Origin of the sequence: Streptomyces sp. KL2, from assembly GCF_046529545.1 — a bacterium.
Classification (GTDB): domain Bacteria; phylum Actinomycetota; class Actinomycetes; order Streptomycetales; family Streptomycetaceae; genus Streptomyces; species Streptomyces radiopugnans.
This window is the reverse complement of the sequence record NZ_CP127170.1, coordinates 322305-347745: the sequence shown is the minus strand read 5'-3', so window position 1 is coordinate 347745 and position 25441 is coordinate 322305. Positions and strand designations below refer to the sequence as shown.

At 75.3% G+C, this 25441-nt stretch carries 23 protein-coding genes; 19 read left to right on the top strand and 4 right to left on the bottom strand.

What is annotated here, in order from left to right:
- Window positions 1-33 precede the first annotated feature (33 nt).
- The 6 genes from QPK52_RS01655 (at window position 34) to QPK52_RS01630 (ending at window position 4064) form a co-directional block, all read left to right on the top strand.
- Window positions 34-897 carry an acyltransferase gene (locus QPK52_RS01655; RefSeq protein WP_410535079.1) on the top strand — a complete coding sequence of 288 codons (864 nt, stop codon included), beginning with the start codon at window positions 34-36 and terminating at the stop codon, window positions 895-897.
- Window positions 898-1073: 176 nt separating this feature from the next.
- The gene (locus QPK52_RS01650; RefSeq protein ID WP_410535077.1) at window positions 1074-1637 is read left to right on the top strand and encodes a YbaK/EbsC family protein; all 564 of its coding nucleotides are present in this window, start codon (window positions 1074-1076) and stop codon (window positions 1635-1637) included.
- Window positions 1638-1664: 27 nt separating this feature from the next.
- Window positions 1665-2036 (top strand): hypothetical protein, encoded by a 372-nt coding sequence (locus QPK52_RS01645; RefSeq protein WP_410535075.1) that lies wholly within the window; start codon window positions 1665-1667, stop codon window positions 2034-2036.
- A 215-nt stretch (window positions 2037-2251) separates the two neighbouring features.
- Window positions 2252-2407, top strand: a complete 156-nt coding sequence (locus tag QPK52_RS01640) for a hypothetical protein (protein WP_410535074.1) — start codon at window positions 2252-2254, stop codon at window positions 2405-2407.
- Between the two features lie 259 nt (window positions 2408-2666).
- On the top strand, window positions 2667-2915 hold the full coding sequence (locus QPK52_RS01635) for a WhiB family transcriptional regulator (protein WP_093658410.1): 249 nt from the start codon (window positions 2667-2669) through the stop codon (window positions 2913-2915).
- 141 nt (window positions 2916-3056) lie between these two features.
- Window positions 3057-4064 carry an NADP-dependent oxidoreductase gene (locus tag QPK52_RS01630; RefSeq protein WP_410535072.1) on the top strand — a complete coding sequence of 336 codons (1008 nt, stop codon included), beginning with the start codon at window positions 3057-3059 and terminating at the stop codon, window positions 4062-4064.
- Window positions 4065-4149: 85 nt separating this feature from the next.
- Here QPK52_RS01630 and QPK52_RS01625 read toward each other — a convergent pair whose 3' ends face one another.
- Window positions 4150-4557 carry a CoA-binding protein gene (locus tag QPK52_RS01625; protein WP_410535071.1) on the bottom strand — a complete coding sequence of 136 codons (408 nt, stop codon included), beginning with the start codon at window positions 4555-4557 and terminating at the stop codon, window positions 4150-4152.
- Between the two features lie 61 nt (window positions 4558-4618).
- Between QPK52_RS01625 and QPK52_RS01620 the strand changes: the two genes are divergently transcribed.
- Together QPK52_RS01620 and QPK52_RS01615 are read left to right on the top strand one after the other, a co-directional pair.
- A complete protein-coding gene (locus tag QPK52_RS01620) occupies window positions 4619-5242 on the top strand; it encodes a YigZ family protein (protein WP_410535070.1) in 624 nt (207 codons plus the stop codon).
- A 360-nt stretch (window positions 5243-5602) separates the two neighbouring features.
- Window positions 5603-6934 carry a sugar transferase gene (locus tag QPK52_RS01615; protein WP_410535068.1) on the top strand — a complete coding sequence of 444 codons (1332 nt, stop codon included), beginning with the start codon at window positions 5603-5605 and terminating at the stop codon, window positions 6932-6934.
- Window positions 6935-6974: 40 nt separating this feature from the next.
- On the opposite strand, the gene QPK52_RS01610 is transcribed toward QPK52_RS01615, so the two are convergent.
- Window positions 6975-7919, bottom strand: coding sequence for a GDP-L-fucose synthase family protein (locus QPK52_RS01610; protein ID WP_410535067.1), 945 nt, complete (start codon window positions 7917-7919; stop codon window positions 6975-6977).
- A gap of 136 nt (window positions 7920-8055) precedes the next feature.
- On the opposite strand from QPK52_RS01610, the gene gmd reads away from it, so the two are divergent.
- The 3 genes from gmd to QPK52_RS01595 are packed head-to-tail and all read left to right on the top strand — an operon-like array spanning window position 8056 to window position 10768.
- Window positions 8056-9069: a GDP-mannose 4,6-dehydratase gene (gene gmd / locus QPK52_RS01605; protein WP_410535065.1), complete on the top strand. Its 1014-nt coding sequence runs from the start codon at window positions 8056-8058 to the stop codon at window positions 9067-9069.
- Window positions 9066-9602, top strand: a complete 537-nt coding sequence (locus QPK52_RS01600) for a putative colanic acid biosynthesis acetyltransferase (protein WP_410535063.1) — start codon at window positions 9066-9068, stop codon at window positions 9600-9602. Before gmd ends, QPK52_RS01600 begins: the two co-directional genes overlap by 4 nt.
- Window positions 9599-10768, top strand: coding sequence for a glycosyltransferase (locus QPK52_RS01595; protein ID WP_410535061.1), 1170 nt, complete (start codon window positions 9599-9601; stop codon window positions 10766-10768). Before QPK52_RS01600 ends, QPK52_RS01595 begins: the two co-directional genes overlap by 4 nt.
- 98 nt (window positions 10769-10866) lie before the next feature.
- Here QPK52_RS01595 and QPK52_RS01590 read toward each other — a convergent pair whose 3' ends face one another.
- Window positions 10867-12120 (bottom strand): glycosyltransferase, encoded by a 1254-nt coding sequence (locus QPK52_RS01590; RefSeq protein ID WP_410540154.1) that lies wholly within the window; start codon window positions 12118-12120, stop codon window positions 10867-10869.
- 204 nt (window positions 12121-12324) lie between these two features.
- Here QPK52_RS01590 and QPK52_RS01585 point away from each other — a divergent pair, with 204 nt between their 5' ends.
- The 5 genes from QPK52_RS01585 (at window position 12325) to QPK52_RS01565 (ending at window position 19313) form a co-directional block, all read left to right on the top strand.
- A complete protein-coding gene (locus QPK52_RS01585; RefSeq protein WP_410535060.1) occupies window positions 12325-13872 on the top strand; it encodes a hypothetical protein in 1548 nt (515 codons plus the stop codon).
- Entirely contained in the window at window positions 13869-15629 is a 1761-nt protein-coding gene (locus QPK52_RS01580; protein ID WP_410535058.1) for a lipopolysaccharide biosynthesis protein, read from the top strand. Before QPK52_RS01585 ends, QPK52_RS01580 begins: the two co-directional genes overlap by 4 nt.
- A gap of 79 nt (window positions 15630-15708) precedes the next feature.
- On the top strand, window positions 15709-17226 hold the full coding sequence (locus tag QPK52_RS01575; protein WP_410535056.1) for a lipopolysaccharide biosynthesis protein: 1518 nt from the start codon (window positions 15709-15711) through the stop codon (window positions 17224-17226).
- A gap of 93 nt (window positions 17227-17319) precedes the next feature.
- Window positions 17320-18858 (top strand): fibronectin type III domain-containing protein, encoded by a 1539-nt coding sequence (locus tag QPK52_RS01570; protein WP_410535055.1) that lies wholly within the window; start codon window positions 17320-17322, stop codon window positions 18856-18858.
- Window positions 18859-18884: 26 nt separating this feature from the next.
- A complete protein-coding gene (locus QPK52_RS01565) occupies window positions 18885-19313 on the top strand; it encodes an adenylyltransferase/cytidyltransferase family protein (RefSeq protein ID WP_410535054.1) in 429 nt (142 codons plus the stop codon).
- 89 nt (window positions 19314-19402) lie between these two features.
- On the opposite strand, the gene QPK52_RS01560 is transcribed toward QPK52_RS01565, so the two are convergent.
- Complete coding sequence (locus QPK52_RS01560) at window positions 19403-20143, bottom strand: CDP-alcohol phosphatidyltransferase family protein (protein ID WP_410535053.1); 741 nt, start codon at window positions 20141-20143, stop codon at window positions 19403-19405.
- 217 nt (window positions 20144-20360) lie between these two features.
- Here QPK52_RS01560 and QPK52_RS01555 point away from each other — a divergent pair, with 217 nt between their 5' ends.
- The 3 genes from QPK52_RS01555 to QPK52_RS01545 are packed head-to-tail and all read left to right on the top strand — an operon-like array spanning window position 20361 to window position 25429.
- Complete coding sequence (locus QPK52_RS01555; protein ID WP_410535052.1) at window positions 20361-21527, top strand: exonuclease SbcCD subunit D; 1167 nt, start codon at window positions 20361-20363, stop codon at window positions 21525-21527.
- Window positions 21524-24574, top strand: coding sequence for an AAA family ATPase (locus QPK52_RS01550; RefSeq protein ID WP_410535051.1), 3051 nt, complete (start codon window positions 21524-21526; stop codon window positions 24572-24574). The genes QPK52_RS01555 and QPK52_RS01550 overlap by 4 nt, the downstream gene beginning before the upstream one ends.
- 33 nt (window positions 24575-24607) lie before the next feature.
- Complete coding sequence (locus QPK52_RS01545; protein WP_410535050.1) at window positions 24608-25429, top strand: SDR family oxidoreductase; 822 nt, start codon at window positions 24608-24610, stop codon at window positions 25427-25429.
- Window positions 25430-25441 lie beyond the last annotated feature (12 nt).

Here is a 25441-nt window from a genome sequence, read left to right as displayed (position 1 = left end):
TGCGCCGTCCGTCCGGGCGTCTACCGTGACCGGGTGCCCAAGAACAGGAACGTGTTCTCCTCCCTGCTGTCCCGCGCGGCCTCCCGTACGGCCTCCCGCGCCGTGCACGGGCTGTGGCGCCACGCGCAGCGGGCGGGCGCCGTCTCGGCCGAGCGCCCGGGGCCGTACGCGTTCCGCAGTATCGGGGAGGGCACCCGCCTGGCCTTCCCGCAGGGCACGCTGTTCGGCACCGAGTGGATCGAGCTGGGCGCGTGCTGCGTCGTCGGCGCCGAGGTCACGCTGACCGCAGGGATGATGCCCGACCTCGACCTCGGGCCGGACACGGTGCTGCGGCTGGGCGACGGGGTGGTCATCGGCCGGGGCAGCCATGTGGTCGCCGACGGGGCCGGGGCGGGCGTGACGATCGGGAACGACGTCTTCTGCGGCCCGTACGTCTACATCACCTCCACCAACCACTCCTACGACGACCCCCACCAGCCGATCGGCAGGCAGTGGCCGCGCTCGGCGCCGGTGGAGATCGGCGCGGGCAGCTGGCTGGGTACGGGCGCGGTGGTGCTGCCGGGCGCGCGGCTGGGGCGGAACACGGTGGTGGCGGCCGGTTCGGTCGTCCGCGGCGAGGTCCCCGACCACGCCGTGGTCGCGGGCGCGCCCGCGAAGGTCGTACGGCGCTGGGACCCGGGGCAGGGATGGCTGCCCCCGCTGCGCACCCCGCCGCCGGTGCCGGTGCCCGAGGGCGTCACCGGCCGGCAGCTGGCGGCGCTGGCCCGCCTCGGGGTCCCGGAGCCGGGGACGGCCGGGGCGGAGGAGGGCAGACTGGACGGGGCGGCCGGTCCCGGACCGGTCCCGGCCCCGCCCGCCGACCGGGAAGGAAGCGACGACGGGATGCGTACGCCGTGAACAACCGGACCCTGCGCCTGCTGCTGCTGTTCGCCGTCGCCCTGCACGGCCTGGCACTGCTGCTGTACGTGGCCCGCAACCACTGGATCTGACCCCCTCCGCCCGCGCAGCCGTCCGCTCCGCCGCCGAATCCGCCCCGCGCGGAGGGCGTCCGGGCGGCTGCTACCGTGCACGCCATGCGCGCCCCCATCGGTAACTTCACCGACGCCTGGCCGGTCACCGACAAGCTCGACCTGCTGGCCCCGCCGGTCGCCGCCGCGCTGCGCGGCCCCGTGCCGGCCGACGGGATCGTCTACGTCGACAGCGACCCGGACGACGCCGACACCGCCCGCTTCGGCGAGGTGCACGGCATTCCGCCCGAGCAGTCCGCCAACTGCGTGGTCGTCGCGGCCCGCCGCGGCCAGGAGACCACCCTGGCCGCCTGTGTCGTCCTCGCCCACACCCGTGCCGACGTAAACCGCACCGTCCGGCGCGAACTGGGCGCCCGCAAGGCCTCGTTCGCACCCATGGAGACGGCCGTCGGCGAGTCCGGCATGGAGTACGGCGGCATCACCCCGATCGGTCTGCCCCAGGGCTGGCCCCTGCTGGTGGACGCCGCGGTCGCCGACACCCCGTACGCCGTCGTCGGCTCCGGGCGCCGCCGCGGCAAACTGCTGGTGCCCGGCGCGCTCCTGGCCGGCCTGCCCGGCGCGCGGGTGCTCGACGGTCTGGGCCTCCAGGCCGCCCGCACCGGCGACTGACCGCCGTGCGGGCGCTACTCTGCCCGCATGTCGAACCACGATGACCTGCTCGTCTCCATCGCCGAGAAGGTGGAGTCCGAGCGGAGCAACCAGATGCCCCTCACCGTGGTGGTCCCCGGCGCGGTCATCACCGGCAGGCTGGCGCCCGAGGCCGTCTGGAAGGCGCGGGTCGCCGAGGTCCTGCGGGACTCCGAGCGCCTGAAGCCGTTCGCCGAGCTGTTCGGGCCGTCCGGGGAGGACGGCCGGCACGGCGGCGGCAGGCCCACACATCTGCACCTGCACGTCGCGCGCATCCTCCAGGGAAGCTACGGCCTCCCCGACACCGGCGGCATGTACCGCGTCGCCATCGGCGAGGTGAGCGGCTGGACCCTGGGGGAACTCAGCTACTCCGACGAGTGAGGGCAGCGGCCCGGCGCACGCCGCGTCCGGCCGTCCCTCCGTGACGAGGAGCCGGCCGGCATGGCACGGATGACCCTGCGGGCGGCCGGGCGGGCCCCGGCCGACGAAGTGCGGGAGCGCTACGCGCGGCCGGAGCTGTGGCCCACCCGGTCGCCGCAGATCCGGTCCGTGCGTGTGCGCGGCGGCGGTGGACCTGGCGGGTCGAGGCCGGTCCCGTGCGGATGCGCCCGCACCACGCGGTCGCCGTCCTGCCCGACGGGCGGACCGGCACCGAGCTGCGCGTGGAGGGGCCGCTGTCGGCGCTCGTCCTCTACGCGGGCCCGGCCCGGTTCGCCCTGCACCGCCTGGTGAGGGGCGGCCCAGGAGCATGACCTGTGCCGGAAAGTTCCTTTATATTTGGATATCGACACCTCTGCCGGGCTCCGCGGCGCACCATCGCGCCGTGGGGATCTCCGGGCTGCCCGGTGGCGGGCCGCCCCGAATCCGCGGAGGTTCCGGTGAGCGTTCCCGACTTCTTCCCCTTCCGCGCGGATCGCGCGTTCCGTGCGGACCCGCCGCCGGCCGGTGCGCCCGGCGCGTGCCGGGCGGTTCCCCCGCGGCCGTCCCGCTCCCGCCGGCCGCAGAGCTGACATGGGCTGGCGTGAGTCCGCGGCGTGCCGCGGCGAGGATCCCGAGCTGTTCTTCCCCATCGGGGACGGCGGCCCGGCGGAGCGGCAGACGGCGCGGGCACGGGCCGTCTGCCTCGGTTGCCCCGTCATGCCCCAGTGCAGGGACTGGGCGGTCAGGAACGGCGAGACCGAGGGGGTGTGGGGCGGCACCACCGCGGCCGAACGGCGGCTGATCAGACGGCGCTTCGTGGGCCGGCTGCCCGACGGCTGACGGCCGGGGCCGCCTCGGGGTGCTCCGGTGCGCCCCGAGGCGGCCCGAGGCGCACCGGAGGGCGAAGGTGTCACAGATCACATCGACCTCGTACCTACTGGTCGGTACGGTGCAGGGAGTCTCGATCGAGCAGGAGGCCCCATGTCGGCGACCAATCGCCAGATCCGCCTGGCAGCCCGCCCCACCGGAGAGGTGAAGCCCGAGGACTGGGAGCACCGCTCGGTGCCCGTGGAGGACCCCGGGCCGGGCCGCTTCGCGGGCCGTACCCGCGTCATCTCCCTGGACCCCGCCATGCGGGGATGGCTCGACGACCGCCCCTCCTACCTGCCGCCCGTCGGCATCGGCGAGGTGATGCGGGCCGGATCGGTCGTCGAGGTGACCGCGTCGAACCACCCCGACTTCCGGCCCGGCGACCACGTGGTGGGCACGTTCGGCGTCCAGGAGTACGTCGTCTCCGACGGCAGGGGCGCGATGAAGGTCGACACCGCGCTCGCCCCGCCCTCGACGTACCTGGGCGCACTTGGCATGCCCGGCATGACGGCGTACTTCGGTCTGCTGGACGTCGGGGCGCTCAAGGACGGCGAGACCGTGGTGGTCTCCGGGGCCGCCGGCGCGGTGGGCACCATCGCCGGGCAGATCGCCAAGGCGAAGGGCTGCCGGGTCGTGGGCATCGCCGGAGGGCCGCGCAAGTGCGCCATGCTCACCGAGGAACTGGGCTTCGACGCGGCGATCGACTACCGGGCCGAGGACGTCCGCAAGGCGCTGCGCGAGCACGCGCCGGACGGCATCGACGTCTACTTCGACAACGTCGGGGGCGACATCCTGGACGCCGCCCTCACCCGGCTGGCGATGCACGCCCGCGTGGTGATCTGCGGCGCGATCAGCCAGTACAACAACGCCACCCCGGTCAAGGGCCCGTCGAACTACCTGTCCCTGCTCGTCCGCCGCGCCCGGATGGAGGGCTTCGTGGTCTTCGACTACGCCAAGCGCTACGGGCAGGCCGCGCAGGAGATCGCCGGCTGGATCGGCGAGGGCCGCGTCAAGGTCAAGGAGCACGTGGTGAAGGGCACCGTCGACGACTTCCCCGAGACGCTGCAGATGCTCTTCCGGGGGGAGAACGTCGGCAAGCTGGTGCTGGAACTGGCCTGATCCCGGCCCTGATCCCGGTCCTGGTTCCGGGTTCCGGCCCCGTGGCGCGCCCCGCCTCCGGGCGGGGCGCGCCACGGGAGGGCGCTCAGCCCAGACGCGGGATCTCGATGGCCGGGCAGCGGTCCATCACCATCTCCAGACCCGCCGCGCGGGTGCGCTCGTAGGCCGCCTCGTCGACCACGCCGAGCTGGAACCAGACCGCCTTCGCCCCGGCCGCCACCGCCTCGTCCGCGACACCGCCGGCCAGCGCGGAGTTGACGAACACGTCCACCACGTCGACGGGGAAGGGGACCTCGGCCAGGGAGGCGTAGCCGCGCTCGCCGTGCACCGTCTCGGCCTTGGGGTGGACGGGCACGATCCGCTTGCCGAACCGCTGGAGCGCCGCGGCCACGCCCCAGGCCGCGCGGCCGCGGTTGGACGACAGGCCGACCACCGCCCAGGTGTCGCCGGCCTCGGTCAGGATCCTGCGGACTGTCTCTGAGTCTCCGTACATGCCCCTGCCAACGGACGGCCCGGCCGGGCCATTCCCCGCGGCGGACCGTAGGGTGGGCGGAATGCGGGAGCAGTATGTGACGGTCGCGGGCGAGGGCGTGCACGAGACCGAGGTGAACAGGTCGCGCTTCATCTGCGCGCTCGCGCCCGCCGCCACCGAGGAGGAGGCGCGGGCGTTCGTCGCCCGGGTCCGCGAGCGGCACGCGGACGCCACCCACAACTGCTGGGCCTACGTCATCGGCGCCGACGCCGGTGTGCAGAAGGCGAGCGACGACGGGGAGCCCGGCGGTACGGCCGGCGTCCCCATGCTCCAGATGCTGCTGCGCCGCGAGGTCCGCTACGCCGTCGCGGTCGTCACCCGCTACTTCGGCGGGGTGAAGCTGGGCGCCGGCGGGCTGATCCGGGCCTACGGCGGCGCGGTGGGCGAAGCCCTCGACGCGCTGGGCACCGTCACCCGGCGGCGGATGCGGCTGGCCACGGTCACGGTGGACCACCAGCGGGCGGGCCGGGTCGAGAACGAGCTGCGCGCCGGCGGCCGGGACGTGCGGGGCGTGCGCTACGGCACCGAGGTCGCCATCGAGATCGGACTGCCCGAGGCCGAGGTCGACGCCTTCCGCTCCTGGCTCGCCGACGCCACGGCGGGCACCGCCCGGCTGGAGCTGGGCGGCGAGGCGTACGGGACCTGACGGGCCGGACGGACCTGACGGGGAACACGACCGAACACCCACGGATGATCTCCGGGGCGTCATGTGAACGCGAAACCGCAGACATCGGCAACTTGGGTGAACTGCCACGGAAATCGGTAAGTGTGTTCTAGTCTTCACACTCGGTACGGAGGCGAATGCGGAGCCGGCACCGGCCGGCCGAGCGGGGGGAAGGGGACGCCGACCGAGTAGGGGGGCAGGGGTTTGTTCGAGGCTGCCGGAACGCGGGTCGCCGACGCGCCCGCGGGCTTAGCCGAGCCGTTACGCGTCCGCGTGCGGGACGGGAAGCGGGAGACGAGGGGGAGATCCGGGGCCGGCCGGCGCCTTCCGCCGGCCCTGGCGGTGGACGTACTGGGCGCGGCGTTGCCGGCCGGTGCGCTGGGTGCCGCGGGGGGAGGGCCGGGTCCGCTGCCGGCCGCCGCGGTCGTCGGCGCGGCCTGGCCGCTGGTCGCGGCCCTGAGAGGGCGCTATACGGGGGAGACGGGGGAGAGCGGAACCGTACTGCCGGTGCTCCGCGACTGGCTGGCGATGCTGGGCCTGCTCGCCGCGGTGTGCGTCACGGCGCGGCTGGAGGTGTCGGCCGGGGCGTGGCTGCCCGCACTCCTTCCCTGTCTGGCGCTGACCGCCGCCCACCGCAGGCTGGCGTACCGGCGCACGCTGGCGCTGCGGCGCCGGGCCCGGGGGCTGCGGCGGGTGCTGGTGGTGGGGGAGGAGGGGGCCGCGGACGGCCTGACGGCGCGGATGGGCGCACGCACCGACGACGAGTACGTGGTGGTCGGCGGCTGCGTGCCCGGGAGCGCCGAAGACGCGGCGAACGCCGTGGGCGCCGTGGGTGCCGCGGACACGGCCACCGTCCTGCGGCGCGCGGCGGAGCTCGACGCCGACACGGTCTTCGTCGTGCCGGGGCGGTGGACGACGGGGGAGGGGCTGCGCCGTCTGGCCTGGGCCCTGTACGACGACGGCCGGAGCCTGGCCGTCGTCCCCGGCCTCGTCGACGTCTCGCGCCACCGGCTGCGGCTGGCCCGGGCCGCGGGGATGACCGTGCTCCACGTGGAGCCGGCCGCCCGGCGGGGGCTGCCGGTGCTGCTCAAGCGGATCACCGACGGGATGGGCGCGCTGCTGCTGGCCGTGCTGCTCTCGCCCGTCCTGCTCGGGGTGGCGGCGGCGGTGCGCCTGTCGTCGCCGGGACCGGTGATCTACCGGCAGGTCCGCGTCGGCCGGGGACAGGTGCCGTTCCGGATGTGGAAGTTCCGCACGATGGTGGAGGCCGCCGACCGGATGCGCCCGGCGCTGGAGGCGGCGAACGAGCACGACGGGGGGATGTTCAAGATCCGCGAGGACCCCCGGGTCACCCGGCTGGGCCGCGTTCTGCGCCGCTACTCCCTGGACGAGCTGCCACAGCTGTTCAACGTGCTGGCCGGCCACATGTCGCTGGTGGGACCGCGCCCGCCGCTGCCCGAGGAGGTGGAGCGCTATGACGACACCGAACTGCGCAGACTGTCGGTCAAGCCGGGGATCACGGGGCTGTGGCAGATCAGCGGACGGTCCGACCTGTCGTGGGACGAGACCGTCGCGCTCGACCTGAGATACGTGGACAACTGGTCCTACACCGGGGACGTCGGCGTCCTGGCCCGCACCTTCCGCGCCGTGGTGAGCGCCCGTGGCGCGTACTAGGAGCGGCCGGGCGGGCGCCGCGGCGGGCGGCGGGGCCGGGTCAGACCGTTTCCGCCGCGCCGAGCCAGGCGCGGTGGGTGGCGGCGATCCCCTCGGACAGGCCGACCGAGGGGGACCAGCCCAGCGCCCGCATCCGGCCGGTGTCGAGCAGCTTGCGCGGGGTGCCGTCCGGCCTGGAGGAGTCGAAGGCGATCCGGCCCTCGTAGCCCACCACCGAGGCGACCAGCTCGGCCAGTTCGCGGATCGTCAGGTCCTCGCCGCAGCCGACGTTGACCGGTTCGTCGCCGTCGTAGCGGCGCAGCAGTACCTCGCAGGCGGCGGCCAGGTCGTCCACGTGCAGGAACTCGCGGCGGGGGCTGCCGGTGCCCCACAGCACCACCTCCTCCGCGCCCTTCCGCACCGCCTCGTGGAAGCGGCGGATGAGCGCGGGCAGGACGTGCGAGGTCTCGGGGTCGAAGTTGTCGCCGGGCCCGTAGAGGTTGGTGGGCATCGCCGATATGTAGGAGGCGCCGAACTGCCGCCGGTAGGACTGGACCTGGACGATCCCGGCGATCTTGGCGACGGCGTACGCCTGGTTCGTCGGCTCCAGCGGGCCGGTCAGCAGGGCGCTCTCGGTGATCGGCTGCTCGGCGTGCTTGGGGTAGATGCAGCTCGACCCCAGGAAGAGCAGCCTGCGCACCCCGGCGGCGTGGGCGCCGCTCACCACGGCGAGCTGGATGCGGAGGTTGTCCTCCAGGAACTGCACGGGGCGGGTGCTGTTGGCCATGATCCCGCCCACCCTCGCGGCGGCCAGGACCACGGCGTCGGGCCGGGCGTCGCGCAGGTACGCGGCGGTGGCGGCACCGTCGCGCAGGTCGAGTTCGGCGCGGGCGCGGGTCAGCACCTCGTAGCCCCGGGCGGACAGGCGCCGGGCGACGGCGGAGCCGACCAGGCCGCGGTGTCCCGCGACGAAGACGCGGGCGGGCGGGGGCAGCAGATCGTCCATGGCGCGCATTCTGTCAGGGAAGGGCTTACTTTCCCCCGACTTCTGTTGAAACATGGCCAGTTGTCGTCGAGATCCCGTCCCGCCCCGGCGCCCGGCCGGACACGGGCCGACACCAGACCACCTGTGGGGGAACACCATGCCGCGTACCGCCGTGATCACGGGCATCACCGGGCAGGACGGCTCCTATCTGGCCGAACTGCTGCTGGACAAGGGCTACACCGTGCACGGTCTGATGAGACGCTCCTCCAGCTTCAACACCGAGCGCATCGACCACATCTACCAGGACCCGCACACCCCCGGCCGCCGGCTCGTCCTGCACCACGCCGACCTCTCCGACGGGGTGGCGCTGGTCAACCTGCTGCGTGACGTGAGGCCGGACGAGGTGTACAACCTGGGGGCCCAGTCCCACGTCCGCGTCTCCTTCGACGCCCCCCTGTACACCGGCGACGTGACCGGGCTCGGCGCCTTACGGCTGCTGGAGGCCATCCGGGCCGGCGGCGTGGAGACCAGGCTGTACCAGGCCTCCTCCTCGGAGATGTTCGGCTCCACCCCGCCCCCGCAGAACGAGACCACGCCCTTCCACCCGCGCAGCCCGTACGGCTGCGCCAAGGTCATGGCGTACTGGGCCACCGTCAACTACCGCGAGGCGTACGGCATCCACGCCGTCAACGGGATCCTCTTCAACCACGAGAGCCCGCGCCGCGGCGAGACCTTCGTCACCCGCAAGATCACCCGTGCCGTCGCCCGCATCCGCGCCGGCCTGCAGGAGCACCTCTACCTGGGCAACCTCGACGCCGTCCGCGACTGGGGCTACGCGCCCGAGTACGTCGAGGCCATGTGGCGCATGCTCCAGCGCGACGAGCCCGACGACTACGTGGTGGCCACCGGAGTGGCCGCGACCGTCCGCGACTTCCTCACCGCCGCCTTCGGCGCCGCGGGGCTGGACTGGGAGCGCCACGTGCGCTTCGACCCCAAGTACGAGCGCCCCACCGAGGTGGACGCCCTGATCGGGGACGCCTCCAAGGCGCGGAAGCTGCTGGACTGGGCCCCGAAGGTGCACTACGACGAGCTGGCCCGGATCATGGTCGAGGCCGATGTGGCGCAACTGGAGGCCGAACTGTCCGGCCGCCGCGTGCGGGTGGACCGTTGAGCGCCCCGGCCGCCGGGCGCCGGCTGCGCGGCTTCACCGGCGCCGGCTACGACAAGCAGCGCGGCCTGCTGGCCCAGGCCGCCTGGTTCGCCGCGCTCAACCTGTTCTTCGTCAAGTGGTGGTTCCCGCCGCGCTGGCGCCCGGCGCTGCTGCGGGCCTTCGGCGCGCGCGTGGGGCAGCGGGTCCTGATCCGGCACCGGGTGCGGGTGCAGTGGCCCTGGAAGCTGGCCGTCGGCGACGACGTGTGGATCGGTGAGGGCGCCTGGCTGATCAATCTGGAGCCGATCACCATCGAGAGCGATGTGTGCGTCTCCCAGGAGGCGGTGCTGTGCACCGGCAGCCATCAGCGGCACTCGCCCACCTTCGAGTTCGACAACGCCCCCGTCCGTCTGGAGCGCGGCTCCTGGGTCGCCGCCCGCGCCCTGGTGCTGCGGGGCGTCACCGTCGGCGCGGGCGCGGTCGTCGGGGCCGGGGCGGTCGCCCACCGCGACCTCGCGCCGGGAGCCGTGCACACCGCCGGAGGCACGCGATGAGGATCGTCCACACCGTCACCCTGACCGGCGACGACGGGGCCTACGGCGGCCCGGTGAGCGTGGCCACCGGGCAGCTCGCCGAGCTGGCCGCGCGCGGTCACGAGGTCGCGCTGGTCTCCCTGTGGCGCGGTCGCGCCGCGCCGCCGCGCACCCTGGACGGTGTGCCGCTGCGCGCCCACCGCGCCCGCACGCTGGTGCCCGGCCGGGGGTTCCTCGGCCTGTTCCACCCCCGGCTGGCCCTCACCCTGTGGCGGCTGGCGGGCCGGGCCGACGTGCTGCACGTCCACGCCGGACGCGATCTGGTCTCCCTCGCGGCGCTGGCCGCCGCCGTACTGCGCCGCCGCCCCTTCGTCGTCCAGACCCACGGGATGGTCCAGCCGCGCCGCTCGGCCGCCGTACGCCTCTTCGACCGCTGCTATGTGCCCCTGCTGCGCAGGGCGCGCGCCGCGCTGGTGCTCACCGAGGCCGAGGAGACCGGGCTGCGCAGGGTGCTGCGGCCGGGCGGTCCGCCGACGGTCCGGCTGCCCAACGGAGTGAGGCCGGCCGCGGCCGGGCCGCAGGAGCGGCCGCGGGAGGAAGCCGGGCCGCAGGAGCGGCCGGACGAGGCGGACGTCCTCTTCCTCGCCCGGCTCCACCGGCGCAAGCGCCCCGAGGCGTTCGTGCGCATGGCCGCGCTGGTGCGCGCCGAGCACCCCGAGGCGTCCTTCACCCTGCACGGGGCCGACGAGGGCCGGCTGGCACCGGTGCGCCGGCTGATCGCCCGGGAGGGGCTGGAGGAGGCGGTGGGGTACGGCGGGCCGCTGGACCACGCCGCCGCGGTACGGCGCATCGCCCGCGCCACCGTGTACGTCCTGCCCAGCGTGGACGAGCCGTTCCCGATGAGTGTGCTGGAGGCGCTGGCCGCGGGCACCCCCGTGGTCTGCACCGACAGCTGCGGGATCGCCGCCGAGCTGGAGCGGCGCGGGGCCGCGCTGGTCACCGACGGCTCCCCCGGGGCGCTGGCCGGCGCGGTGCTGAGCCTGCTGGAGGACCGCTCACTGCGCGAGCGCACCGCCGCGGCGGGCCGTGCCGCCGTACGGGAGCGGTTCGCGCTGGCGGCCGTGGCCGACCGGCTGGAGAGGCTGTACGGGTCCGCCGCCCGCGCCGCCCGGCCCGGAGCACGGTGAGGTGCCGCAGGCGGCCCGCGCCGCCCGCGCCCCGCACCGCGCCCGCGCCCCGCACCGCGCCCGCGCCCCGCACCGCGCCCGCGCACCGAGACCGTCCCTCACCCGGTGGCAGACGCCTCCCGCAGCAGGGCGGTGATCCGCTCCAGACCGGCCCGGCGGCTCAGCCGCCGCTCGACGTACTCGCGCCCCCGCGCGCCCAGTTCGGCGCACCGCCCGGGATCTCCGGCCAGCCGGCGGACCGCCTCCAGCAGCGCCTCGGGGTCCTCCGGCGGTACCACCACCCCGGCGCCGGAGCGCTCGACCTCCCGCGCGGTGCCGCTGCCGGCCGCGACGGACGCGACCACCGGGCGCCCGGCCGTGAAGTACGAGGTCAGCTTGGACGGCAGACTCATGTCCAGCACCGACGCCCGCTGGGTGACGGCCAGTACGTCCGCCGCGGCCAGGACCTCGGGGAACTCCTCCGCGTCCGCGGGCGGGAGGAAGTCCAGCGACTCCACCCCCCGGGCCGTCTCACGCAGATGCCCGCGCCGGTGCCCCTCGCCCATCAGCACCACCCGCACCGTGCCGCCCGAGCCCGGGCCGCCGCCCCGGCCGGCCAGGCGGGCGGCCTCCACCAGCACCTCCAGCCCCTGCTTGAGGCCCATGTTCCCCGAGTGCAGCACCACGGTGGCGTCCTCGGGCCAGCCCAGCCGGGCCCGGGTCCGCGCGCGGTCGCCGCCGGGGGCGCGCACATGAGTCCAGTTGGGCACCACCCGCACCCGCTCGCGCGGCACGCCCATGGCCGCCACCCGGTCGGCGAACGACTCGTGCACCACCCCCACCAGCGCCGCCGAGCGCAGCACGCGGCCCTCCACGCCCCCGGCGAACGAGGCGACCCGGCCGCCGCCGCTCATCCCGCTCTGCCCCGCCGCCGCGCCCATCAGATCCTGGACGACCACCGCGTGCGGCGCTCCGGCGCGCCGGGCGATCCGGGCGCCGAGCACGCCGCCGGCCAGGCTCGGCATCTGGGAGAGGACCACGTCCGGGCGGACGCGCGGCGGCGCCGCGATGCCGTGCGCCAGGACACTGGCCTCGAACAGCCCCCGGCGCAGCGCCGTCTGACGCCGCGGCACGGTGTGCCGGCGGCGGTGGACGGTGACGCCCTCGCGCACCTCGCGCACCCGCCATCTGCCGCGGTACTCCTCGTGCACGCGCCACGCCGGGTAGTGCGGCATCCCTGCGAGCACATGGGTGTCGGCGCCCAGCGCGGCCAGGTGCTCGGCGATCTGCGCCGAGTACGGTCCGATGCCCGCGTGCTCCGGCGCGTAGTTGGTCGAGACCACGAGCACACAGCGGTCCGTGAACGAGTCCAGCACAGCCGTTCCCCCTTCGAAGACGCGGTCATCGTAGGGGCATACGGCCTCATCCACCCCCGGTTCGCGGCAAAAGCCGGGAAACACGGGAAACCTGAGCAAACCGAGCCCGGCCGAGCGCTTCACGGGCCCGGCCGAGCACACGACCCCGCCCGTACCGCCCCGGACCGGGGCCGGCGCGGAAGGGGAGGAGGAGAGCGGGTCATGCCCGTGAGGGAACCGTCCCCGGCGGCGGAGCGGGCCGAGCCGCGCAGCGTCCCCGCGCTGTGCCTGTGCACCGTCCTGCTCGTCCTGCTGCTGCCCGCGCTGGTGCTGTACGGGCAGGACGTGCGCACCGGCGCCGCGTTCGCGGTGCAGTGCGTGGTGGTGGCCCACACCGGAGGGGCGCTGGCACGGGTGCTGACCGATCCCCTGATACGGGTGGTCGGCTTCGGCTTCTGGCTCTTCTGCTACGTCTGGCTGGGCCTGGCGCCGCTGGCCATGCTGGCGACCGACTCCTACCCGTGGGGCTTCGCCGTCGACGCCGGCACCGCCTTCGCCTCGGCGGTCCTGACGGAGACCGGACTGCTCGCCTACAGCGCCGGATCGGCGCTGGCGGGACGGCGGACGCCCCGCACCCGCCCCGTGCTCGAACCGCTGCTCACCCGCCGGATCACCCCCGCGCGCACCCTGCTGCTGTGCGGAGCGGCCCTGACGCTGGCGGCCGTGCTGGTACCCGCCCAGGGCGGCCCGGCGGCGTTCTTCCAGAGCCGCCAGGCCGTCAACGAGGCCGCCGCGCAGGGGGATCCGGGCGGGGCCGCGAACCAGGCCCTGGCCGCCTGGAGCCTGTCGGTCCCGGCCTTCTGGGCGCTTCTCGCGCTGCTGTACGTGCCGCGCGCGCCCGGCGGCGACCGCACCCTGCGCGGAGTGCGGTGGATCCTGCTGCCCGTGCTGGTCGCGGTGAACGCCGTGGTGAACAACCCCGTCAGCCAGCCGCGCTTCTGGGCCGGGACGGTGCTGCTGACGCTCGTCTTCGCCGCTCCCGCGCTGCGCCGGCCGCGCGCCTTCCGGGCGGGGGCGGCGGCCGTCACCGCCGCGGTGCTCCTGGTGTTCCCCTACAGCGACTACTTCCGCCACGACGAGCGCGAACCGGTCGAGGTCCTCTCGCTCGCCGAGCAGTTCACCTCCAACGGCGACTACGACGCCTTCCAGCAGATCGCCACCGGCGTCGACCACGTACGGGAGAACGGGCACGACATCCGGGACGCACTCGGGCCGCCGCTGTTCTTCGTGCCGCGCGCCGTCTGGCCCGGCAAGCCCGACGACGCGGGCGTCGCCCTGGCCCGGCACGCCGGCTACTCCTTCGAGAACCTCTCCGCGCCGCTGTGGATCGAGAGCTACATGTGGGCCGGTTTCCCCGGAGTGGTCGCGGTCTTCGCCCTGTTCGGGGCCGCGGGACGGCGGATCGACGGAGTACGGCACCGGCTGCGGGAACACGGCGGTACGCTCGCGGCCCTGACCGTGACAGCGTTCGGCTTCTACCAGATCATCCTGCTGCGCGGCAGTCTGCTGTTCGTGATGGGACCGCTCACCCTGCTGCTCCTGGTGCCCGTGCTGATCACCGGAAGACCGGGCCGGACGGAGCCCGAGCGGCGCCCCGAACCGCGTCCCGGGCCGCCCGCGGGTGCGGGGCCGGACACCGGCCCCGCACCCGCGAGCGCCGCGCCCCGCACCGCCGTCTCGACCACCTCCACAGGAGAAGCACGCACGTGAGCGCCTACGACCCGTCCTCGCGGGAGCCCGACCAGCTCCGCGACCAGCTGCGCCGGCTCTTCCGCCACCGCGCCCTCATCGCCTCCGGCCTGCTGCTGGGCGCCGCCTGCGGCGGGGCCGTGTCCACCGCGGGCGGCGCGGACTACACCGCCACCGGCGAGGTCGTCGTACAGGCCATCAGCACCGCGCCGTTCGAGGCGGGCGGGGTCTCGGCCGACAAGCAGATCAGCATGGGCACCGAGCGGCAGATCGCACGGAGTGCCGCGGTGGCCGGACGCGCCGCCGGGGAACTGGGCGGGGGAGCCGACCCGGCGCAGCTCCAGCGCGGTCTGCGGGTGAGCAACCCTCCCGACACGCAGATCCTGGAGTTCGAGTACACGGCCGACTCGCCGCAGGAGGCGGCCGAACGCGTCAACGCCTTCGTACGCGCCTATCTGGACCACCGCGAGGCCGCCGTCGTCCGGCGCATCGACAACACCGTCGCCGAGCTCAACGAGGAGCTCGAACCCCTGGTGGAGCAGCGCGAGGAGCTGGACGAGAAGATCGCCGGAGCGTCCACCGAGTCGGCCCGGCAGACCGCCGAGTCCGAACGCGCGAACCTCACCGCCCGCATAGCCGACCTCCAGGGACGTGTCACCGGACTGAAGACACTGGACACCTCGCCCGGCGACGTGGTGCGCCGGGGCGAGGTGCCCGAGGCGCCCTCCGGCCCCGGGACCGGGGTGCTCGTACCGGTCGGGTCGGTCGCCGGCCTGGCCGGCGGACTGCTCGCCGCCTGGATCCGCTCCCTGCTGGACCCGAGGGCGCGCTCGGCCGGCGAGGTGCGCGCCGCCCTGCGCGCGCCCGTGCTCGGCGCCCTGCCGCGGCGGCGCGACGGCGCGGGGATCCTGGAGGTCGGCCCGTCCCGCGGCGGGGAGCGGGCCGAGGAGTTCCGCACGATCGCCCTGCGCGCGCTGCGCCACCCGCGCCTGGCGGAGCCCGGCGGCCTGCTGGTCGTGTCCGCCCGGGAACACCCCGGGACCCTGCCCGCCGCGGTCAACCTCGCCGCGGCCCTGGCCGAGACCGGCCGCGACGTGCTGCTGGTCGAGGCCGACCCGCGTACGCCGCGCCTGGCGGGGGAGCTCCCGGTGCGAGGCGCCGCCCGCGAGCCCGTGCCGGGCCGCTGGCCGGACGGCGCGCGGACCACCGTGGACACCGGTACCGCCGGGTACCTCGAACTCGTCCCCGGGTGCCGGGTGCCCGACGCCGCGCGGGCGCTCAACTCACCGGGCTTCACGGGACTGCTGACCGGAGCCGCCGAGCGGGGCGAGTACGTCGTGGCCGTCACCGCACCGCTGCTGTCCCACGCGGACGGCACGGCCGTCGCCGGACTGGCGCGCGGGGTGCTGGTGGTCTGCGATCCGGACACCACCCTCAGGGACGACCTGGACCGGGTGCGGGACCTGGTCACCTCCGTCGGCGGACACGTCCTGGGCGCGGTGCTGTACGGGAGCGGCCGGAGGCGCCGTCGCGGCCACTCTTCCGCCGTCCCCGCCGAACCCACCGCGTCCGCCGGGAAGGGCGTGCCGGGCGGCAGCGGTCCCGGCTCCGGCGGGGCCGCCGGAGGCGGCCCGGGCTCCGGCACCGGCGGTACGGGCGAGGACACCGTGGCGCTCAAGCGGTTCGAACCGAAGCCGCCCGGCACCCACCAGGACACCGCCTACGGCTCGTACGGCCGGTACCGCCGCACCGGCGACGGCACCGCCTCGCGCCCGTGACCGGCGCACGGCCCGCCGCGCACGGCGCGCGGGGCAGCGGCGCGGCGGCCGGGGCGCGCGCCCGGGGGTCGCCGCGACCGTGCGCGGCGGATGGTTCGGCTTCGTGGGCTCCGCCGCCAACGCGCTGTTCGGCTTCCTCCTGGTCGCCGTCGTCACCCGCGGGCTCGGCGCGGACGGGGCCGGCGCGGTCTTCGCGGGCGTCGCCGCGTTCACCATCGTGAGCAACGCCTGCAAGCTGGGCGCCGACACCGCGCTGGTGCGCTTCGTCTCCCGCGACCTGGAACTCACCGGAGGGGCCGGCGTACCCGCGCTGCTGCGCACCGCCGTGCCGCCCGCCCTGGCGGCGAGCACGGCGTGTGCGGCGCTGCTGTTCCTCTCCCCCGCCCCGGCGGCCTGGCTGCTGCCCGGCCTCCCCGCCGGGCAGGCCCTGACGGTGATGCGGCTGTTCGCGATCTTCCTGCCGGTGGCGACCGTCTCGCTGGTCCTGCTGGGGGCCACCCGCGGGTACGGCTCGGTGGTTCCCTTCGTGGGCGTGGAGCAGATCGGCAAACCCGTGCTGCGGGTGGCGCTCGCCCTGCCCCTGGTCCTGCTCGCGCCGGGCGTGCTCGCGCTGTCCGCGGCCTGGCTGGCCCCCGCCCTGCTGGGAGCGGTGGCGGCCTGGGCCTCGCTGCGCCGCTCCCGGGCGGCGCGGCGCGTCGGGGCAGGCGTGCCGGGCGGACCGGGCGGACCGGGGGAGGGGCGGCTCGTCGGCCCCGGCGAGTTCTGGTCCTTCGCCGGCCCCCGCGCCCTGTCCTCGGTCTTCGACATCGCCGCCGTCTGGATCGGGGTGGTCCTGCTGTCGGCGCTGGGCACCGGCGCCGAGGCCGGGATCTACACGGCCGTCGGCCGCCTGGTGACCGCCGGCACCCTGCTCCAGCTCGCGGTCCGCCTCGCCGTGGCCGCGCAGATCAGCAGACTGCTGGCGGGCGGCCTGAAAGGGGAGGCGGAGCATCTGCACCGGCTGTCGACCCGGTGGATCGTGCTGTTCTCCTGGCCCCTGTTCGCGATGCTCGCGGCCTTCCCCACCACCGTGCTCTCCCTGTTCGGGCCCGGTTTCGGCCAAGGCGCGGCCGCGCTGGTGGTGCTGTCGGCGGCCTGCGCGGTCAACGTCGGCGTCGGCAACGCGCAGACCGTCGTCCTGATGGCCGGCCGCAGCACCTGGAACCTGGCGACGGCGGGCGCCGGCTTCGCCGTCCAACTCGGCGCCGGGGTCTGGCTCGCGCCGCGGTACGGGGTGACGGGGGCGGCCCTGGCATGGGGGCTGGCGATCGTGGTGGACAACACCGCCTCGGCACTGCTGGTGCGGCGGCTGGGCTTCCGCACCGTCGACCGCGGTTACCTCCACGCCGCGTTCGTGGCCGTGGCCGCCGCCGCGCCGCCGGCGTTCGCCGCCCGCGTGCTGTGGGGGGACACCGCGTGGGGTGCGCTGCTGGGCGGCGCTTTCGCCGTCTGCGGGTTCTGCGCGGCCGTGTGGCGCTATCGTGTGCCGCTGGGGGTGGGGGAGTTCTTCCGGGCGCTGCGCAAGGGCAGCGAGGGGAAGTCGCACCGAGCAAGCTGAACAAGGGGTGGCCACCGCGCGCGCCGACCGGCGCGGAGCCCTCCCCGCCCCGGCCCGTCCCGTCCGCGCTCATGCGTTTCCAGGGGGGAATCCATGCGCAGAAGAAGACCCGTCAGACTCCTGCTCGCCGCCGCCGTGCTCGGCCTGTCGTCCACGGCCTTAGGGGCCGGGCCGGCCCAGGCCGCGGGCGAGACCACCCTGACCGCCGATCCGCTGAGCACCTGGCAGACCGACGGCATCGTGTGGGCCCTGGCATACGCCAGGGGCGTCGTCTACGCGGGGGGCACCTTCGAACACATCCGCCCACCGGGTGCGTCCGCCGGCACCGGTGAACTGCGGCGGAAGAACTTCGCCGCCTTCGACGCGGTGACCGGCGAGCCCCTGCCGTGCGCACCGGAGTTCACCGGAGGAGTGGAGACGGTACGGGCCCTGAAGGCGTCACCGGACGGCTCGCTGCTCTACATCGGCGGCTCCTTCGGCAGCGCCGGGGGAGAGGGGCGGTCCAACACCGCCAGCCTGAACACCGAGGACTGCACCATCGGCTCCGACTGGAAACCGGTTGTCTCCTCGACCGTCCGGGCCATCGACGTCACCGACGACGCCGTCTACATCGGCGGGCAGTTCACCACCGTCCAGGGGCAGACGCGCGAGCGCGTCGCGGCCCTGGCCCCCGACGGCACCCTGCTGCCCTTCAACGTCACCGTCCGGGGATCGTCGATCTCCAACGACCCCATCCCCGGCATCAACGCCATCACCGTCGCCCCGCACCTGAACAAGGTCATCATCGGCGGCCGGTTCACCTCCATCAACGGCAGCCTCCTGAACAGCGTGCACGGACTGGTCGGCCTGGACGCGACCACCGGGCGGATCGTCAACCACTTCACCGGCTGGATCCCGCGCAAGTCGGCGGTGAAGTCGCTGGTCAACGACGGCACCAACTTCTATCTGGGCGCCGAGGGCACCGGCGGCGGGGTCTTCGACGGCCGCGCGGCCGGACGGCTCGCGGACGGGGCGATGCTGTGGAAGGACACCTGCCTGGGCGCCACCCAGGCCGTGGTGCCCCACCGGGGAGTGCTCTACAGCGGCTCGCACGCGCACAACTGCGGTGACACACCCGGCGGTTTCCCCGAGCACCGCAACCGGCAGCACCTGCTGGCCCAGTCGATCTCCGACAAGACGATCCTGCCGTGGTTCCCCGACACCAACGACGGCATCGGCGAGCAGATCGGCCCGCGCGCCATGGTCATGGCCGACGAAATCCTGTGGACGGGCGGGGAGTTCACCACCGTCAACGAGAAACCGCAGCAGGGGCTGACCCGCTTCGCGGCCGAACCCGACACCGGGGCGCCCCAGGTGCCGCTGATGAGCGGCGCCACCGGCGCCAGAGGGAAGATCGAACTCAGCTGGAAGGCGTCCTGGGACCGGGACGACGGCGTCCTGACCTACCGGCTCTACCGGGACGGTGTCTTCCTGACCTCCATCGAGCAGGACTCCCGCTACTGGGACCGGCCCATGATGGGCTACACCGACACCGTGGAGCCCGGCGCGACGCACCGCTACTCGCTGGAGGTCACCGACGGCACCAACCTCTCGGGACGCAACGGCCCCGTGTACGTGACAGCCGGCAGCTGACCCGACCGCACGCCGAGGAGGCGCGGATGACGTACCGAGTGGGCTACGCGCCCGGGGTGTACGACTTATTCCACGTCGGGCACCTGAACATCCTGCGGCACGCCAGGAGCCGCTGCGACTACCTGGTGGCCGGAGTGGTGTCCGACGAGATGGCCCGGCAGGCCAAGGGCAGGTCACCGGTCGTTCCGCTCACCGAGCGGCTGGAGATCGTACGCAGCATCCGCTTCGTGGACGCGGCGTTCGTGGAGACGGTGCCCGACAAGCTGGAGACCTGGCGGCAGGTGCGCTTCGACGTCATCTTCAAGGGCGATGACTGGCGGGGCACCGAGAAGGGGGAGAAGCTGGAGCGCGACTTCGCCGGCGTCGGGGTCGAGGTCGTGTACTTCCCCTACACCGTCCACACCTCCAGCACCCTGCTGCGGCGGGCGCTCGACGGGCTGGCCGAGTCTGCCTGAGCCGGCCGCGCGGCCCACCGCCTTCCTCAACGCGGCCCTTTCGCCGTCCCGGCCCCGCGCGCCGGGGCGGCGAAAGGGCGAGCGGCCGGTCAGCGGGCGGGGACGGACAGCTCCCGGTACCACTTCGCCAGGAACGCCGGCAGGAACAGCAGGTGGGCGGCGAGCAGCGCGCAGTACAGCACCAGGAACAGCTCGCGGCTGCCCAGGAAGAGGAAGACCGCGCACAGCAGCCCGTAGTCCACGGGCAGCAGGGCCACCGAGCGGAGCGTGGAGGGCGCGGCCGGCGGCGCCGCGGCCGCGCTGCCCCCCGTGCCTCCCGCGGCCTTGGCGTTCCGCTTCAGCTGCTCGGTGAGGACACCCCCGAAGAAGACCGTCACGGCGGCGAACTGGAAGGCCAGGGGGATGAGCAGGTACACCGGGTCGGAGAAGCCGAAGTGGCGGTGGAAGGAGACCAGCACCGCCATGTGGAGCGCCAGCATCTTCGCGCAGTCCACCACGTGGTCCAGCCACTCCCCGGCAGCGCTGCCCCGCCGCGTCAGCCGGGCGAGCTGCCCGTCGGCCGAGTCCAGCGCGAAGCCGGTCACCAGGGCGGCGAACACCCCCAGCGCCAGGGTGTGCGAGGGCGGCAGCAGGGCGATCAGCGCCACCCCCGTGAACGTGAAAGCCGCGCTGACGGCCGTGACCTGGTTGGGCGACATCCGCACCCCGTAGGCCGCGGCGGCCAGTAATCGGCCGGCCGGCCGGTTGACGTACCGCGAGTACAGCGACACCCCCTTGGCCGACTTCTGCGCCGCCGCCAACTCCCCCACCGCGTAACGGAACCGGCTCATTCTCTCTCCCCCCACTCGGATTCCCCCCGCCCGGAGCACGGAACGCCGGGGAGCACATCATGGCAGGCGGCCCCCCGCCGGCCGCCCGGGCGCCGGGCGCCCCGATCCGCCCGGTCCGACCGTATGCGGCATCCCGCCGAACGGATCATGCGAGAATCCGGAGGGCGGCCGACGGGGGCTGAGCAGAAGGACAGACGTTGCGGGGCGGAGCCGGATCTTGAGACTGCTGCACACCTCCGACTGGCACCTGGGCCGGAGCTTCCACCGGGTGAGCCTCCTGTCCGCCCAGGAGGCCTTCGTCGACCACCTGGTGGAGGTGGCGCGCACCGAGCGCGTCGACGCCGTACTCGTCGCCGGGGACGTCTACGACCGGGCGGTGCCCCCGCTGGCCGCCGTCGAACTCTTCGACGACACCCTGCACCGCCTGGCGGACCTCGGCGTGCCGACGGTCATGATCTCCGGCAACCACGACTCGGCCCGCCGGCTGGGGGTGGCCGCCGGGCTCATCGAGCGGGCGGGCGTCCATCTGCGTACCGACCCCGCCGGCTGCGCCACCCCCGTCCTCCTGCCCGACGCCTACGGCGAGGTGGCGTTCTACGGCCTGCCCTATCTCGAGCCGGCCCTGGTCAAGGACCACTTCGGGGTGGAGCGGGCCGGGCACGCGGCGGTGCTGGGCGCCGCCATGGACCGGGTGCGCGCCGACCTGGCCGCCCGTCCCGCCGGGACCCGCTCGGTCGTCCTCGCCCACGCCTTCGTCACCGGGGGCCGGCCGTCCGACAGCGAGCGGGACATCACCGTCGGCGGCGTCGCCTCCGTCCCGGCCGGTGTCTTCGAGGGGGTGGACTACGCGGCGCTGGGCCATCTCCACGGCTGCCAGACGCCGGCCGAGCGGATCCGCTACTCCGGATCGCCGCTGGCCTACTCCTTCTCCGAGACCCACCACCGCAAGTCGATGTGGCTGGTCGACCTCGGGCCGGCCGGGCAGGTGGCGGCCGAGCGGATCGACTGCCCCGTGCCGCGCCCGCTGGCCCGCGTCCGCGGGACACTGGAGGAACTGCTGGCCGACCCCGCCCTGGAGCGCCACGAACAGGCCTGGGTCGAGGCCACCCTCACCGACCCCGTCCGCCCGCGCGAGCCGATGGCCCGGCTCGCCGCCCGCTTCCCCCACGTCCTCACCCTCGTGTTCGAGCCCGAGCGCGCGGAGGGGGACCCCTTCGCCTCCTACGGGCGGCGGCTGCGCGACCGCACCGACCAGGAGATAGCCGAGGACTTCGTCGCCCACGTACGCGGCGGAGCGGGCCCCGACGGGGACGAACGGGCCCTGCTGGGTGCCGCTCTGGACGCCGTACGCGCCGAGGCGGCCCGTACGGAGGCGCCCCGATGAGGCTGCACCGGCTCGCCGTCACCGCCTTCGGGCCCTTCGGCGGCACCCAGGAGGTGGACTTCGACGAGCTGTCCTCCGCCGGGCTGTTCCTGCTGCACGGGCCCACCGGCGCGGGCAAGACCTCCGTGCTGGACGCCGTCTGCTACGCCCTGTACGGCGGAGTGCCCGGCGCCCGCCAGGCCTCCGGCCCCGCCAGGCTGCGCAGCGACCACGCCGACCCCGGCACCCGTACCGAGGTGGTCCTGGACCTGACCGTCGGCGGACGGCGGCTCGAGGTCACCCGGCAGCCCGAGCAGCGGCGCCCCAAGAAGCGCGGCACCGGCATGACCACCGACAAGGCCCAGTCCTGGCTGCGCGAGTACGACGCCGCGACCGGCACCTGGAAGGCGCTCAGCCGCTCCCACCAGGAGATCGGCGAGGAGCTGGCCCAGTTGCTGGGCATGAGCCGCGAGCAGTTCTGCCAGGTGGTGCTGCTGCCGCAGGGCGACTTCGCGCGCTTCCTGCGGGCCGGCGCGGAGGAGCGCGCGAGACTGCTGGGCCGCCTCTTCGACACCCGCCGCTTCGCCGCCGTCGAGCAGCACCTGGCCGAACTGCGCACCGCCGCGCAGCGCCGGGTGCGCGACGGCGACGAGCGGCTGCTCGCCCTGGCCCACCGCATGTGGCAGGCGGCCGGGGGCACCGGTGAGCCGGGCGCCGGGCCGGAGGGCGATCCCTTCGCCGGTCTCTCGCCCGGCGACCTCGGCCTGGCCGACGCCGTACTCGGCTGGGCCGCGCCCGCCCGTGCCCTGGCCCGCGAACGGCTGGACGCCGCGGCCTCGGCCCTGCGCCTGGCCGAGCGGGCCCACACGGACGCCCGGCGGCGGCTGGAGGAGGAGCGCGAGCTGGAGCGGCGCCGCAGGCGGTACGCACAGGCCCGGCGGCGCGCCCGGGAGCTGGCCGCGCGGGACGAGGAGCACCGGGCCGACCGCGCCCGGCTGGAGCGGGCCCGCGCCGCCGACACCGTCGCCCCCGCCCTCGCCCTGCGCGAGGAGGCCGAGCGGGAGGGCCGCGACGCCGCGTACGCCGAGGAGCGGGCCCGCGCCGAACTGCCCGGCGGGGCGGCCCAGGCCCCCGCCGAGCGCCTCGTGGACCTGGAACGCGCCGCCCGCCGGGAGCTGGGCGCACTGGAGGCCGCCCGGCGCGCCGAGGAGCGCGTCGCCCGCCTCAGCGCCGAACTCGCCCTGCTGGAGAGGGAGTCGGGCTCGGACGAGGAACTGCTGCGCGAGGTGGAGGACTGGCTGGCGGGCTGGGAGGCCACCCGCGCCGCCCACCAGCGGAGCGTGGACGCCGCCGCGGAGGCCGCACCCCGCGCCGAGCAGCTCGCCCGGCGGCTGGACGGCCTGCGTCGCACCCTGGACGCCGCGCGCCGACGCGACATCCTGGCCGCCGAGCGGACCGCGGCCGGCGAGGGGCTGTCGGCCGCCCTTGACCGGGCCCTGGCCGCCAAGGAGCACTGGCTGGAGGTCAAGGAGCGGCGGTTGCGCGGCATCGCGGCCGAACTCGCCGCCGGGCTGGAGGAGGGCGCGCCGTGCACGGTGTGCGGCTCCCGCGAGCACCCCGACCCGGCCCGCCCCGGGACCGGGCACGTCGACCGGCGCGCCGAGGAGAGCGCTCTGGCCGACTACCAGCGGGCGGAGGACCTGAGGCGGCGGGCCGAACAGCGGCTGGACTCCATACGCGACCAGCTGGCCGCGGCGGCCGAGGAGGCGGGCGAGACGCCCGTCGCCGAACTCGCCGAGCGGATCGCCGCGCTGGAGGAGGACCACGGCGCCGCCCGCCGGGCGGCGGCCGCCGCGCAGGACGCCCGGGCCGCCCTGGAGCGCGCCGTCCGCGAGCACGACGCCCGCCTCGCCGCCCGGCGGGAGGCCGAACGACGGGTGGCCTCCCGCCTCTCCCGGCGCGAGGCGCTGCTGGGCGAACGGGCGGAACTGGAGGAGCAGGTGGCCCGCGCCCGGGGCGAGGCCCCCTCCGTCGCCCACCGGGCGGCCGAACTGGAGCGCCTGGCACGGCGGCTGGCCGGTGCCGCCGAGGCCGCGTCCGTCGCCGAGGCCGCCGCGCTGCGGCTGAAGGAGGCCGACGCCCGGCTCGCGGACGCCGTCTGGCGGGCCGGGTTCGACACACCGCAGGCCGCCGCCGACGCCCGGCTCCCCGGCGACGAGCAGCGTCTGCTGCAACGCCGCATGGACGACCGTCAGGCCGAGGAGGCGACCGTCGCGGCCGAACTGGCCGCCCCCGAACTCGCCGGCTTCGAACCGGCCGACGCGGAACCGGCCGGTTCCGCGCCGGCCGGCCCGGCAGGGGCCGAGGCCGCGCTGGCGTCGGCCGTGGCGCGGCTGAACGCCGCCTCCGCCGCCCACGCCGAGGCCCGCACCCGCTGCGAGCAGCTCGACCGGCTCTCCGCCCGCGCCCTGGCCGACGCCCGGGAACTCGCCCCGCTGCGCGAGGAGTACGACCGTGTCGCCCGGCTGGCGGCCCTCACCGCCGGTACGTCGGCGGAGAACGAGCACAGGATGCGCCTGGAGTCCTATGTGCTGGCCGCCCGTCTGGAGCAGGTCGCCGCCGCGGCCAGCGCCCGCCTGGCGCACATGTCCGCGGGCCGCTACACCCTCGTCCACTCCGACGCGCGCGCCTCCGGCCGCGGTCGTTCCGGGCTCGGTCTGCACGTGATCGACGCCTGGACGGGCAGCGAGCGCGACACCGCCACCCTCTCCGGCGGCGAGTCTTTCTTCGCCTCCCTCGCCCTCGCCCTCGGCCTGGCCGACGTCGTCTGCGAGGAGGCGGGCGGACTGCGCCTGGACACGCTCTTCATCGACGAGGGGTTCGGCAGCCTGGACGACCAGACCCTCGACGAGGTGCTGGACGTCCTGGACTCCCTGCGCGAACGCGACCGCAGCGTCGGCATCGTCAGCCACGTCGCCGATCTGCGCCGGCGCATCCCGGCGCAGCTGGAGGTGGTCAAGACCCGGACCGGTTCCGCCGTACGCCACCGGGTGCCGAAAACCGGGTGACGGCCACCGCGGCGCGCCGCGAGGATGACGGTCATGACCCGCGAAGCGCCCTACCGCGACCCCCTGCCCCTGCTCGGCCGCACCGCCCTGGTCACCGGCGCCTCCCGCCGGGCCGGGATCGGCTACGCGATCGCCCGCCGGCTGGTGGCGTACGGCGCGAGCGTCCACCTCCACCACCACGTCCCCCACGACGCCGGACAGCCCTGGGGAGCGGACCCGGGCGGCCCCGAGGCGCTCGCCGCGGACCTGCGCGCGCTCGCCGCCGACGGCGCGGCCGTCACCCACAGCCCTGCCGACCTCACCGCCCCCGGCGCTCCGGCGGAACTCGTCGCCACCGCGGCCGGGGCCCTCGGCGGACGGCTGGACATCCTGGTCGCCAACCACGCCCTCAGCGGCCGGGACGGAACGCTCGACGAGATCGACGCGGACATGCTGGACGCCCACTGGGCGGTGAACACCCGCTCCACGGTGCTGCTGGTCCAGGCGTACGCGCGCCGCCGCGGCGAGGGGCAGGGCGGCGGCCGGGTGGTGATGACCACCTCCGGCCAGGACCAGGGCGGCGGCATGCCGGGCGAGATGGCCTACGCGCTGGCCAAGGGGGCGCTGGCCTCCGTCACCCGGAGCCTGGCGACCGCCCTGGCCCGCCGGGGCGTCACCGTCAACACGGTCGACCCCGGCCCGGTGGACACCGGTTACGCCACCGGCGAGACCCATGCGTTCATCGCCTCCCTCTTCCCCGGCGGGCGCTGGGGGAGGCCGGACGACCCGGCCAGGCTGGTCGCCTGGCTCGCCACCGACGAGGCGGCCTGGGTCACCGGCCAGGTCATCACCTCCGACGGCGGCTTCAACCGCTGACGCCGGCCGGCG